The sequence below is a fragment of the Neisseria sicca VK64 genome (assembly GCF_000260655.1).
Classification (GTDB): Bacteria; Pseudomonadota; Gammaproteobacteria; order Burkholderiales; family Neisseriaceae; genus Neisseria; species Neisseria sicca_B.
Window position 1 is genome coordinate 32,383 of record NZ_AJMT01000076.1, and the last position, 12,234, is coordinate 44,616.

At 52.9% G+C, this 12,234-nt stretch carries 10 protein-coding genes; 2 read left to right on the forward strand and 8 right to left on the reverse strand.

Features of this window, described 5'->3' with window-relative positions:
* Positions 1-588 precede the first annotated feature (588 nt).
* The 6 genes from HMPREF1051_RS14240 to HMPREF1051_RS04755 form a co-directional block, all read right to left on the reverse strand.
* Positions 589-888, reverse strand: a complete 300-nt coding sequence (locus HMPREF1051_RS14240; RefSeq protein WP_003765123.1) for a hypothetical protein — start codon at positions 886-888, stop codon at positions 589-591.
* Between the two features lie 402 nt (positions 889-1,290).
* On the reverse strand, positions 1,291-2,676 hold the full coding sequence (gene pntB / locus HMPREF1051_RS04735) for a Re/Si-specific NAD(P)(+) transhydrogenase subunit beta (RefSeq protein WP_003765078.1): 1,386 nt from the start codon (positions 2,674-2,676) through the stop codon (positions 1,291-1,293).
* A gap of 90 nt (positions 2,677-2,766) precedes the next feature.
* Positions 2,767-3,420, reverse strand: a complete 654-nt coding sequence (locus HMPREF1051_RS04740; RefSeq protein ID WP_003765082.1) for a class I SAM-dependent methyltransferase — start codon at positions 3,418-3,420, stop codon at positions 2,767-2,769.
* Between the two features lie 87 nt (positions 3,421-3,507).
* The gene (locus HMPREF1051_RS04745) at positions 3,508-3,909 is read right to left on the reverse strand and encodes a GFA family protein (RefSeq protein ID WP_003765117.1); all 402 of its coding nucleotides are present in this window, start codon (positions 3,907-3,909) and stop codon (positions 3,508-3,510) included.
* Between the two features lie 103 nt (positions 3,910-4,012).
* Complete coding sequence (locus HMPREF1051_RS04750; RefSeq protein ID WP_003765063.1) at positions 4,013-4,396, reverse strand: MAPEG family protein; 384 nt, start codon at positions 4,394-4,396, stop codon at positions 4,013-4,015.
* A gap of 4 nt (positions 4,397-4,400) precedes the next feature.
* Positions 4,401-5,942 (reverse strand): Re/Si-specific NAD(P)(+) transhydrogenase subunit alpha, encoded by a 1,542-nt coding sequence (locus HMPREF1051_RS04755; protein WP_003765089.1) that lies wholly within the window; start codon positions 5,940-5,942, stop codon positions 4,401-4,403.
* Between the two features lie 235 nt (positions 5,943-6,177).
* Here HMPREF1051_RS04755 and serB point away from each other — a divergent pair, with 235 nt between their 5' ends.
* Together serB and HMPREF1051_RS04765 are read left to right on the forward strand one after the other, a co-directional pair.
* The gene (gene serB, locus HMPREF1051_RS04760; protein ID WP_003765047.1) at positions 6,178-7,011 is read left to right on the forward strand and encodes a phosphoserine phosphatase SerB; all 834 of its coding nucleotides are present in this window, start codon (positions 6,178-6,180) and stop codon (positions 7,009-7,011) included.
* A gap of 399 nt (positions 7,012-7,410) precedes the next feature.
* Positions 7,411-9,384: a TonB-dependent copper receptor gene (locus HMPREF1051_RS04765; protein WP_003765101.1), complete on the forward strand. Its 1,974-nt coding sequence runs from the start codon at positions 7,411-7,413 to the stop codon at positions 9,382-9,384.
* 215 nt (positions 9,385-9,599) lie between these two features.
* On the opposite strand, the gene lpxH is transcribed toward HMPREF1051_RS04765, so the two are convergent.
* Positions 9,600-10,307, reverse strand: a complete 708-nt coding sequence (gene lpxH, locus HMPREF1051_RS04770; protein WP_036491895.1) for a UDP-2,3-diacylglucosamine diphosphatase — start codon at positions 10,305-10,307, stop codon at positions 9,600-9,602.
* Between the two features lie 162 nt (positions 10,308-10,469).
* Complete coding sequence (locus tag HMPREF1051_RS04775; RefSeq protein ID WP_003765096.1) at positions 10,470-11,849, reverse strand: PIG-L deacetylase family protein; 1,380 nt, start codon at positions 11,847-11,849, stop codon at positions 10,470-10,472.
* Positions 11,850-12,234: the final 385 nt, after the last annotated feature.

Consider the following 12,234-nt stretch of genomic DNA (forward strand, 5'->3'; position numbering starts at 1 on the left):
GGGATTTTGGTTTCAGACGACCTTTTATTACATCAACAATCTTGTCCCTTCCCCCGTTCCACGGGGGAAGGTTAGGATGGGGGTGGCTTTATGACTTTGGGAAAAATCAAATTCGTGCAGCCCATAGAGCCACCCTCTCCCCAACCCTCTCCCGCCAGACGGGAGAGGGGGCAGGCTGCACGTCGTGGCATAGATTTCTGTCGGACTACTGTCATTCCTGCGCAGGTGGGAATCTACTTTTGAATCTCGACAACTGTTTTTCAAACATCTGTTTCTTAGGATTTCTGATGGATTCCTGCCTGCGCGGGAATGACGGCGGTGGGTGTTTGGCGTGATTTGTTTATAAGAAAAGGTCGTCTGAAACTAAGTTTGCGGTTTCAGACGACCTCGTTTATTCAATCAACGCAGGCTTGGAGTAACTCAAGTAGCGTGGGCTTTGCCCACGAATGAATAAAAACACAGCCATCCTTTGAATTAACATACGGCAAGTTTCGCGGGCAAAGCCCACGCTACTCGTTGCTGCAACGGCAACTTGTTCCTTCCCCCCGTCCGGCGGGGGAAGGTTAGGATGAGAGTGGCTTCGCGGTTTTAGGTAAAATCAAATTCGTACAACCCATAGAGCCACCCTCTCCCCAGCCCTCTCCCGCCGGACGGGAGAGGGGGCAGGCTGCAAGTCGCGGTATAAATTTCTGCCCAACTATCGTCATTCCCGCGCAGGCGGGAATCCACTTTTGAATCTCGGCAACTGTTTTCAAACATCTGTTTCTTAGGATTTCCGATGGATTCCCGCCTGCGCGGGAATGACGACGGCGGGGTGTTTGGCGTGATTTGTTTATAAGAAAAGGTCGTCTGAAACCAAGTTTTCAGTTTCAGACGACCTTTTACCATATCAGCAACCTTATTCCTTCCCCCGTCCGGCGGGGGAAGGTTAGGATGGGGGTGGCTTTGCAACTTGAGGGAAAATCAAATTCGTACAACCCGTAAAACCACCCTCTCCCCAGCCCTCTCCCGCTGGACGGGAGAGGGGGCAGGTTGCGCGTAGAGACATAGATTTCTGTCGCACTACCGTCATTCCCGCGCAGGCGGGAATCCACTTTTAAATCTCGGCAACTGTTTTTCAAACATCAGTTTCTTAGAATTTCCGATGGATTCACGTCGTAGCCTGTCCTCGCGTATGCAGGGGCGGGAATGACGGCGGTGGAGTGTTCGGCGTGATTTGTTCATAAGAAAAGGTCGTCTGAAAACCTTGGAATCAGGTTTTCAGACGACCTTTTGTCTTGGCTTCAGATGTTATTTCTTCAATTCCGCCAAAATCTCGTCAACGGTTTTCTTCGCGTCGCCGAAGCACATTACGCTGTTTTCGTTGAAGAACAGCGGGTTTTGTACGCCTGCGTAGCCGGTGTTCATCGAGCGTTTGAAGACGACGACTTCTTTTGCCTTCCACACTTCCAATACGGGCATGCCGGCAATCGGGCTGTTCGGGTCGGTTTGGGCGGCTGGGTTGACGGTGTCGTTCGCGCCGATAACCAGCACTACGTCGGTTTCGGGGAAGTCGTCGTTGATTTCGTCCATTTCCAAAACGATGTCGTAGGGGACTTTGGCTTCGGCGAGCAATACGTTCATATGACCGGGCAGGCGGCCGGCGACGGGGTGGATGCCGAAGCGTACTTCGGTGCCGTTTTTACGCAAAAGCTCGGTGATTTCGGCAACGGGGTATTGCGCCTGCGCCACTGCCATGCCGTAGCCCGGAGTGATGATGACGCTGCCGGCGTTGCGCAGCATTTCGGCGACTTCGGCGGGTTTGGCTTCGCGGTATTCGCCGACTTCTTGGCTGCCTGAGGCTGCGGCGGAACCGTCGGTACCGAAACCGCCTGCAATCACGGAGATGAAGGAGCGGTTCATGGCTTTACACATGATGTAGGACAGAATCGCGCCGCTGGAGCCGACGAGTGCGCCGGTGACGATAAGCAGGTCGTTGGAGAGCATGAAGCCTGCCGCTGCGGCCGCCCAGCCGGAGTAGGAGTTCAGCATGGACACGACCACGGGCATATCCGCGCCGCCGATGGAGGCGACCAAATGCCAGCCGAATGCGAGGGCGATCAGGGTCATCAGGATCAGGATGAAGCCGCTGCCGTCAACGGATACGAACACCAGCATCAGGATAAAGGATAAAACCAATGCGGCGAGGTTGAGCTTGTGTTTGGCGGGCAGTTGCAGCGGCGCGCTGCTGATTTTGCCGTTGAGCTTGCCGAACGCGACCAGCGAGCCGGTAAAGGTTACGGCGCCGATGAAGATGCCCAAATAGACTTCGACCAGATGGATGGTGTGCATATCGTGCGAAACGTTGCCCGGCTCGATATAGCTGTTGAAGCCGACCAAAACGGCTGCCAAGCCGACAAAGCTGTGCAGAAGTGCAATCAGCTCGGGCATTTCGGTCATTTCTACTTTTTTGGCTTTGTAGATGCCGATGGCGGCGCCGATGAGCATGGCGATGATGATCCAGCCGAGTCCGTGGGTGTTTTCGGAAAACACGGTAACGAACAAGGCGACCGCCATCCCCGCTACGCCGGAATAACAGCCTTGCTTGGCGGTTTCCTGCTTGGACAGCCCCGCCAGCGAGAAGATGAACAGTATCGCGGCTACGATGTACGCCGCTGTAACGAGTCCTGAAGACATGGTGATTCTCCAATTATTTGTGAAAGTAACTGTGTTTTTTAATCGGGTCGTCTGAAAACTGAATTTCGGGTTTTCAGACGACCCTGATGCTTAGTATTTTTCAAAGACGACTATGACAAACTCCCTCCGCACCAGATTGCCGCTTTTGCTGACCACCCAATCGCGGCTTCGCTGTTCCCGAATGCAGCGCAACGGCAGGTTTTCCGACAGGGCGCGGATGTCGGCGGCATCGTAGGGCGCGAAGCCGTGCGCGGCAAACGGCAGTTTCGCCATAAAGTCTTTTTCGCAGAAATTCAGGCATAGTCGCCCGCCGGATTTCAGCACGCGGCTCAGTTCCGAAAGTACGCTTGGCGCGTCGTCCCAAAAATAGACGGTATTGACGGAAACGATTTTGTCGAAGCTTTCATCGGCAAAAGGCAGCGCGCCGCCGTCGTACAGCCGGTAATTCGCCAGCCCTGCTTCGAGAAACGGGGCATTGAATGCCTGCGCCTGTGCGTGCATTAACGGAGAAATTTCCAAACCTGTGTAATGCAGGTTTTCTGCCTGCGACAAAATGTAGCCGAGCAGCCCGCCGTTGCCGCAACCCGTTTCTAGGATGCGGTCTCCGTTTTGCAGCTGCACCGCTTCAAACGAACCGAGAATCTGTGTCAGGTTGCGCAGGTTCATCATCTGCCCGAACGCTGCTCCCGCTTCGTCATGCGGACAGCGCAGTTGGGCGGCGGTTTGTTCGGGGGACAGGTTCATAGGGTTCTCCGACTATTGGGATGGTTGATTCAACGTCGTCTGAAAATCTGGAACTCGGGTTTTCAGACGACCTCTGTATCGGGTTGCCTATTCGCTGCCGAATTGTGCTAAAAATTCTTCTTCGGTCAGCTTGGGCGTGTCGTTTGCCAGTTCGTAATACGGGGCTTTGGCGTCGATGAAAATCTGCTCTTCCAATTTGAAATCGGCGTTGTCGGCAAACAGTCCGGCGAAGACGAAATAGCTGTCGTTCGGCAGGAAATGGTAGAACAGGTGGGTACCGCAGTTTTTGCAGAACGCGCGTTCCGCCCATTCGGACGAATGGTAGCGGGCGATGTTTTCACCGCCGTCGATTTTAGGCGGCTTGGCGGCAATCAGCGAAAACGTCGCGCCGCTGCCCCAAATGCGGCACATTGAGCAATGGCAGGCATGGACGTGTTTGTCGTGTTCTACTTCTAAAGATACGTTGCCGCACAGGCATTTTGCTTTCATGGTCGAAATCCTCATATTCGAAAACTGGCTTCCAGGTCGTCTGAAAACTCGCTGCGCTCGTTTTAGCGAAACTCGCTGCACTCGTTTTCAGACGACCCCGCTGTCAGACAGCGGCTACAAACAGCCCGATGGTGCAGACAAATCCGCCCGTCCACATTGCCGAACGCAGGCTCGGTTTGTCTTTCAGATAACTGAAAATATAAGCAATGCGAAAGGCGATGAACGATATGGACAAAAGGTTGATGGTCGCTTGCGCGGCATTGCCTGTGGCGTGTGCCACCAAAACGGCGGCGGCAAACGGGGCGAACACTTCAAAACCGTTTTGCTGCGCGGCATTGGCGCGCGCCGACAAGCCTTGCGTGCGGGCGAGGAAATCGCGCGGATTTCGGTTGTCCGACGGCTGAAAACCGCCCTGCGCTTTGGCGATGAAGGAACAAAACAGCGGCAGCAGCGATGCAATCAGGATGCACCAATAGGCTAAAGTCATGCTTTTACCCTTTCCTAAACATATTCAACATCCGGCGTGTTACGAAGAAGCCGCCGAAGATGTTGACGCTGGCAATCAGGATGGCGATGAAGGCCAGCAGGGTAACGAAGCCGTTGCCTTGGCTGATTTGCAGCAGCGCGCCGACGACGATGATGCCGGAAATGGCGTTGGTTACGGACATCAGCGGGGTATGCAGCGAGTGGCTGACGTTCCAGACGACGTAGTAGCCGATAACGCAGGCGAGGACGAACACGATAAAGTGGTTCAAAAATGCTGCGGGTGCAACCGCGCCGACCCACAGTACCAACACGGCGGCGATGACGGCGGGCGCGAGTTTTTTCCACAGGGGAACGGGTTTCGGCTCAGGCTTGGCGGCAGGCGCGGCTTTTTCAGACGGCGTTTGCTGCGGCTGGGCGGAAACTTGAATCGGCGGAGGCGGGAAGGTGATTTCGCCGTCGCGGGTAACGGTCATATTTCGGATAATCACGTCTTCGAAGTCCAGCGTGATTTCGCCGTCTTTGTTCGGGCTTAACAGCTTGGTCAGGTTCACCAAATTGGTGGCGTAAAGCTGGGAAGACTGTCCGGCAAGGCGGTTTGCCATATCGGTGTAGCCGATGATTTTCACGCCGTTGTCGGTCACAAACAATTCGCCCGGTTTGGTGAGTTCGCAGTTGCCGCCCGTCGCCGCCGCCAAATCGACGATGACAGAGCCGGATTTCATGCTTTCCACCATTTCTTTAGTAATCAGTTTGGGCGCGGGTTTGCCCGGAATGGCGGCGGTGGTAATGATGATGTCCACTTCTTTCGCCTGTTCGGCAAAGAGTTTCATCTCGGCGGCGATAAATTCGTCGCTCATCACTTTGGCGTAGCCGTCGCCGCTGCCGCCCGATTCTTGCGGGAAGTCGAGTTTCAGGAACTTACCGCCCATCGATTCGATTTGTTCCGCCACTTCCAAGCGGGTATCGAACGCGCGCACCACTGCGCCGAGCGAGTTTGCCGTACCAATCGCCGCCAAACCCGCCACACCTGCACCAATCACCAAAACCTGCGCGGGCGGCACTTTGCCTGCGGCAGTAATTTGACCGGTGAAGAAACGGCCGAAGGCGTTAGCGGCTTCAATCACGGCGCGGTAGCCGCTGATGTTTGCCATCGAAGACAAAGCGTCCAAAGCCTGCGCGCGGGAAATACGGGGCACCATGTCCATCGCCAGCGCGTTCACTTTCTTGGCGCGCAAGGCTTCGACCAAAGCCTCGTTTTGGCGCGGCCACAGGAAGCTGACAATGGTTTGCCCTTCTTTGAGCAGCGGCAGCTCGCCTTCGGACGGCGCGTTGACCTTATAAATCAAAGGGCAGGCCCAAACCGTCGCTTTGTCGGCAACGGTCGCGCCTGCTGTTTGGTAAGCGGCATCGTCCAAACTCGCCGCCAAACCTGCGCCGCTTTCGACAACGGTTTCAAAGCCCAGTTTACTCAACAGGGCAACGGTGGCAGGCGTACAGGCGACGCGGGTTTCGCCGGATAATGACTCGCGTGGGATACCGATTTTCATCTCTGAATCCTTTTTTAGGTTGTCTGTATATAAATGTTAATATATTCCATATAATCCCCTTATAGCGAATTTTCAGTGGACTGGCAATAGGCAAGCCGACAATTCGGCATTTCCTCCCTGTATTGCCTTACACATACTGCCGTCTGCGTTTGAAATCATTTCCGAAAATACGGCTTGGGTGCCGTAACATTTTTCACTGTTTCACTATATAATCCGCATTTTTTGAGCCACCGCCATGCCGCACGCCCTCGTCCTCCAATTCCCCTCCGCCGAAGCCCTGCCTTCCGCCCTCCTCTCCCGCCTGCCCGAGCCTGATTACGCCGATGAAAAGCGTATGCGTTTTATCGTTGAAGAAGGCTTTTCTTTAAACGGGGCAGACGCGGCGTTGCTGGACAGCCGTCAAATCGACCACGCTGTTTTGCCCGATAGGGCGTTCGGCGAACTCGGGCTGATTGTCAGCGATATGGATTCGACACTGATTACCATTGAATGCGTCGATGAAATTGCGGCGGGCGTCGGCTTGAAAGACCGCGTGGCGGAAATTACCGAACACTCGATGCGCGGTGAATTGGATTTCGAGCAGTCTTTGCGCAGCCGCGTCGCCCTGCTGGCGGGATTGGACGAGCGGGTTTTGACGGAGGTTTATGAAAACGTTTTGCGGCTCTCGCCCGGCGCGGAATTTTTGCTGGACGAATGTAAGGCGCACGGCGTGAAATTCATGCTGGTGTCGGGCGGATTCACGTTTTTCACCGAAAGGCTGCAACAACGCCTCGGCTTCGAATACCAACACGCCAATATTTTGGAAATTGAAAACGGCAAGCTGACAGGTCGTCTGAAAGGCAGAATCATCGACGCGCAGGCAAAGGTGGATTTATTGCGCGAATACCGCGACCGCCTCGGATTGCAGCCGCATCAGGTGTTGGCGATGGGCGACGGTGCGAACGATATTCCGATGCTCAAAGAAGCCGGCGTAGGCGTAGCTTACCGCGCCAAACCGAAAGCGCAGGCAGTCGCCGATGCCTGCATCAATTTCGGCGGGCTGGAGCGCGTCAGGGGTTGGTTTAAATAAACCGTCTGTATCGGTGGTCAGGAGTTTCCCGTTAAAACCAAGGTCGTCTGAAAAATTTTCAGACGACCTTTTTGCTGTTTGAAATATCGTAATGACTACAAACGGAATGTCAAAGGACACGCCGTATCAACATACCAAAACAGATTTGCATCCCGCTCCCGAATACCACCCTCTTTATCCCCGTAACAGCCTTATCCCTTCTTCCTGCCAGATGGAAAAGCAGGCAATTAATCAACACTGTTATTACTATTATTCAAATAATTTAATTATGCCTCGAAAATATTGACTTAAATTAAATAAAACCGTTTTCTTCCTCACAAACTACCTGACATTCTTTATACTACCAAAGTAGTAATTAACTACGCACAATGAACTAAACCAATAAAAGGAGCTCTAAGAATGAAACACCAGTTACTCCTTCTGCCGATTGCCTTAGCCGTCTCCCAGGCTTGGGCGGACACAGACCCTGTTCCCGAAGAAACTGTTATCCTTTCCCCCGTTACCGTCACCGGCACACAACAACAAAAAGCCAATAGCGTTACTTTCAACCCCAAAGCTGCTTTGCAACCCCTCCCTGCCGGAGACGGTGCGGACCTTTTACAATCCGTGCCCAACATGAGCATCATCCGCAAAGGCGGAAGCTCGGGCGATCCATTGTTCCGCGGTTTGGGCGGTTCGCGCCTGTCGATTAACGCAGACGACCAGTTTATTTACGGCGGCTGCAGCATGCGTATGGACCCGCCGACTGCCTACATCCACCCGAATTCTTTCGACAAAGTCGTCGTCACCAAAGGCCCGCAAACCGTAACCCAAGGCATGGGTTTGGTCAGCGGCTCGGTACAATTCATCCGCAAAGACCCTGATTTCAGCGAAAAACCCTACAACATCAACGCCTCCCTGACCGCAGGCAGCAACGACCGCCGCGACGGTTCGCTTGAAGCCGAGTTCGGCGGCAAATACGGCTACGTCCGCAGCAATATTTCCCATAACGAAGCCGGCGACTACAAAGACGGCGACGGCAAACGCGTCCACTCCCATTTCAAACGCGACAGCCAAATGCTGCAACTGGGCATCACCCCGACCGAAAACACCACCATCGCAGGCACATACGAACGAAGCAGGGCCAAAGTCGCCTACGCCGACCGCATGATGGACGGCAGCAAATTCGACCGCGACGCATGGAACGTCCGCTTTACCCAGCGCAACCTCACCCCTTGGTTCAGCGAACTCGAATTGCGCTACGGTGAAAGCGAAATCGACCACGTCATGGACACATACAGCCTGCGCACCATCCGCAATCCGGCAGGCAAACAGATTAAAAACGCCAACAACCCCAAACGCAACACCGACACAGGTCGTCTGAAAGCCACCTTCGATTGGGATAATCTCAACCTGCAAACCGGCGTAGATTATATGGACGACGTACACGTCGCCCGCATGGAGCGCGGCGGCGACGGTTACCGCCACAAGCCCTATATGCCCAATCAAAGTTTCAAACAATGGGGCATTTTCACCGAAGCCGCTTGGCAGCAAACCGACAAACAACGTTGGGTAGCAGGCTTGCGCCACGACCGTGTCAAAGCGCATTACGATTCCGCAGACGTAACCGATCCCGCTTTGAAACATCAGAAATTCAACTTGAATTCCGGTTTCTTACGTTGGGAACGTGATACGGATAACGGCTTGAAATACTACGCCGGATTCGGTATTGCCGAACGCTCGCCCGACTACTGGGAACGTCTGCGCGCCAAAAAGAAAATCATCCATCCCGAGCAAAACCGCCAAATCGATGCGGGCATCATCTGGAAACGTCCCAACCTCCATGCCTCCGTATCCGTATTCGGCAGCGATGTCAAAAACTTCATCATACTCGAACGCCAAGGCACGGATTTAGGCGTACGCAACGTTAAAGCCTCTCGTTTCGGCGGCGAAGCCGAAGTCAAATGGACGTTTGCACCTAATTGGGAAATCGGCAGCAGCCTCGCCTACACCCACGGCAAAAACCGCACCGACGGCAAACCTTTGGCACAAACTCCGCCGCTCGAGTGGAACAACACCCTCGCCTTCGACAACGGCAAATTCAGCGCAGGCGCGTTATGGCGCGTCGTGGCGAAACAAAACCGTTACAGCAAAGGTCAAGGCAATATCGTCGGACAGGACATCGGCGCCTCTTCCGGCTTCGGCGTACTCTCGCTCAATGCCGGCTGGAAATTCAGCAAATACGCCACCTTGCAGGCCGGTATAGACAACGTGTTCAACAAAACCTACGCCGAATTCGTCAGCAAAGGCGGCGACCCTTCAGCAGGCACGCAAACCTTGCGCGTCGACGAACCCGGCCGTACCGCTTGGTTGAGGCTGCAAGCGAAATTCTGATGTTGAGTTGAGAAAGTGAAAGGTCGTCTGAAAACCCGATTGTGGGTTTTCAGACGACCTTTTTGATGATGACTTTAAAGTGAAGCTGTTTTACAAGAGACGATGTTTTAGTGATTCAAATCATATTCAAACCATACGGAACAGTTGAAATATCGTACCGAGATGAAAGCTTGAACCCAAGCCCCTGTATTTTTACCCGCCACCGCCCCGCAAATTTATAAAGGAACAAACCGAAAACCTTGTTCGTCAACCTCCAGTATGGAAGCGTAATCAGGCTTCCAATCCCCCAACACGATACGGGTAAAGCCGTCTTCCTGATGGATATGCTCACGGTGGGTGTGTCCGTGAATCAACAGTTGGGCATGATGCCGACGCACAATGTCTGCGGTGAATTGCGGCTGGACGTCCATGATTTCGGCAGCTTTATATTGTTTGCCCTGTTTGCTGGTTCGGCGTATTTTGCGGGCGATTTTCAGGCGCAGGGCCAGCGGCAGGCTTAGGAACAGGCGTTGCAGCCATTTTTGGTGAACAACCTTTCTGAACTTCTGATAACGCGCATCATCGATACACAAAGTATCTCCGTGACAAATCAAGGCAGAGCTGCCGTATAAATCGACCACCGCATATTCGGGCAGCAACTTCATACCGGATTGCGCTGCAAATTGCTTTCCGATCAAAAAATCCCGATTGCCGTGTACAAAGAAACATTCCACCCCGCGCTGCACGACCGATTGAATCGCTTGCGCGACGGTTTGGGTCAATTCGGATTGTTCGTCGTCGCCTATCCAAAAATCAAACAAATCCCCCAAAATATAAACCGAACGCGCCTTTGGTGCTTTTTCGCGCATAAAGCGCAAAAACAATTCGGTCAATTCGGGATGGGATTCGCTCAGGTGCAAATCGGAAATAAAGTAAATCGGCATGGCGGGCAACAGGTGTGAAATCCTTGCCATTATAGGTTTTCAGACGACCTTTGTATATCAACTGCCAACGTATGCGGCAGTAGCCTGCTCCTTGCCGGAACTTCGCTCAATTTCTCTTTTTATCCGACATTCAGGCAGGCAATGATTTGAAACCCGACCCAATCAGCCGCATTGGACGATTTTTTGATAACTGTCTTCCTGATGCACATCGCTGACGGGAACGACGTAAAACAACTCGTTGCTGCGGACAAAGCGGTTGACCAAATCCTTATCGATATCAAATACATGATGGCGCAAGCCGTTCAAGCCGCGGAATATCATGGTTTTCCAGTCCGCATACCCGTTGGCGTTGGGGCGGATATCGTTCATCGCGTCCAGCGCCAGCAGTTTGCGGTTCTGCTCTTCCTTGTTCAAAGGCAGGGAATAAACGGAGTGGAAATGGAACGGCTGACCGAACATCGGCGGCAGGCTCAACATCGAGCCGGACTTGCCGATCGGGAAATCGTCGCTCAAAAAATGCAGCGTATGCAAAAACAGCGAGCCTTTCCGATAATCCAGTTGTTTCAACGCTTCAACCGCAGCAATCGTCGTATATTGATGGTCTTTGTGTGCGTCAATATTGGGCGACGGGCTGACGATGATGTCGGGCTGGAAGGTCTCGATAATATAGGCCAGATTATTGACCAAACCGCGCCAATTCGAGCCGCCGTTCAAACCCTTGGATAAAGGCGAAGTATTGGCACGGCGGAACAGATTGACATCCGCCGTATCCAGTTTGGTCGACTTCACATCGGCATCGGGATTCTGCTTCATGACTTGCAATGTGCTGTCAAAATAGCCGAGCTGCAAAATGTTTTCAGACGACACGCCTGCCAAAAGCGGCACGGTCAGGCTGTTCCATACGCGCATCCTGCCCTTTTGCAGATACTGCGCCTGCATTTGCTCGGGATTGCGCGCATACAGATTGTTGTAATGGAAGCTGCCGCCCTCCCCTGCGGTAATCGTAACCACCAACGTATCGGCAGCATGTTTTTCATATAATCCGTAAGCCGCCAATTCCGCATCATCCGCATGGGGCGCAAGGACCAGGATTTTTTTACCGCTCAAACACTCACGCGGATAAACCGACAATTCGACTTCCTGATCAGGCAGGGACACGCGGTTGCCGCTTAATGTAATTTTTCTGCTGCCGTCGTCGAAGGTATCGGTCAAATTGAGGTAGCGCGCGCCGTTGCCGCCATGTTCGACATACGCCCGCCATTCCCCGCGGTTGGTTTTGACGCCGATCCAAGGCATCACCAATCTGCCCAGCCAACCTGATTTCACGTTGATTCTGGCGATTACCGTATCATTCGCGCCGATGGTGTCGGGCAAGATCAGTTCGCCCTCACGCAAACTGACTGTCGCCGACTTGGGCAATTGACCGTATTCGTAATCGCGGCTGACATCGTAAGCAAACCGTTTTCTGCGAATTGATGCCACGATAAAGGCAGCAATTACAAGCAGACAAAGTATCATGCAAAATAATACTAACAATAACATTTTTTTTCCCTGTGATAATTTCCCGTATCTTATTATTTAAAAATGCGCCCGTCTTAACTTTCTAACAAACGGTCGTTTTAAAAACCAAACGTCATTTAAAAGATTAATTTACAATTTGAAATCATACAGTTTTCAATTGCACAATCCCTTTATTTATAAGCGGTCTGCGCCATCCGACAATTAAATTTCGAGCAATCCTCCCCATAAAATATAGTGGATTAAATTTAAATCAGGACAAGGCGACGAAGCCGCAGACAGTACAGATAGTACGACAAGGCGAGGCAACGCCGTACTGGTTTAAAGTTAATCCACTATAAACACGCATACGCAGGCATTTTGCCGTATCGGGATTTTTCGTTATCGGACTGTTGCCCGATTGGGCTTA

Excerpts from the sequence above, each read along its gene's own strand:
- HMPREF1051_RS14240 (WP_003765123.1), bottom strand. The coding sequence starts at position 888 with ATGGTAAAAGGTCGTCTGAAACTGAAAACTTGGTTTCAGACGACCTTT.
- pntB (WP_003765078.1), bottom strand. The coding sequence starts at position 2,676 with ATGTCTTCAGGACTCGTTACAGCGGCGTACATCGTAGCCGCGATACTG.
- HMPREF1051_RS04740 (WP_003765082.1), bottom strand. The coding sequence starts at position 3,420 with ATGAACCTGTCCCCCGAACAAACCGCCGCCCAACTGCGCTGTCCGCAT.
- HMPREF1051_RS04745 (WP_003765117.1), bottom strand. The coding sequence starts at position 3,909 with ATGAAAGCAAAATGCCTGTGCGGCAACGTATCTTTAGAAGTAGAACAC.
- HMPREF1051_RS04750 (WP_003765063.1), bottom strand. The coding sequence starts at position 4,396 with ATGACTTTAGCCTATTGGTGCATCCTGATTGCATCGCTGCTGCCGCTG.
- HMPREF1051_RS04755 (WP_003765089.1), bottom strand. The coding sequence starts at position 5,942 with ATGAAAATCGGTATCCCACGCGAGTCATTATCCGGCGAAACCCGCGTC.
- serB (WP_003765047.1), top strand. The coding sequence starts at position 6,178 with ATGCCGCACGCCCTCGTCCTCCAATTCCCCTCCGCCGAAGCCCTGCCT.
- HMPREF1051_RS04765 (WP_003765101.1), top strand. The coding sequence starts at position 7,411 with ATGAAACACCAGTTACTCCTTCTGCCGATTGCCTTAGCCGTCTCCCAG.
- lpxH (WP_036491895.1), bottom strand. The coding sequence starts at position 10,307 with ATGCCGATTTACTTTATTTCCGATTTGCACCTGAGCGAATCCCATCCC.
- HMPREF1051_RS04775 (WP_003765096.1), bottom strand. The coding sequence starts at position 11,849 with ATGTTATTGTTAGTATTATTTTGCATGATACTTTGTCTGCTTGTAATT.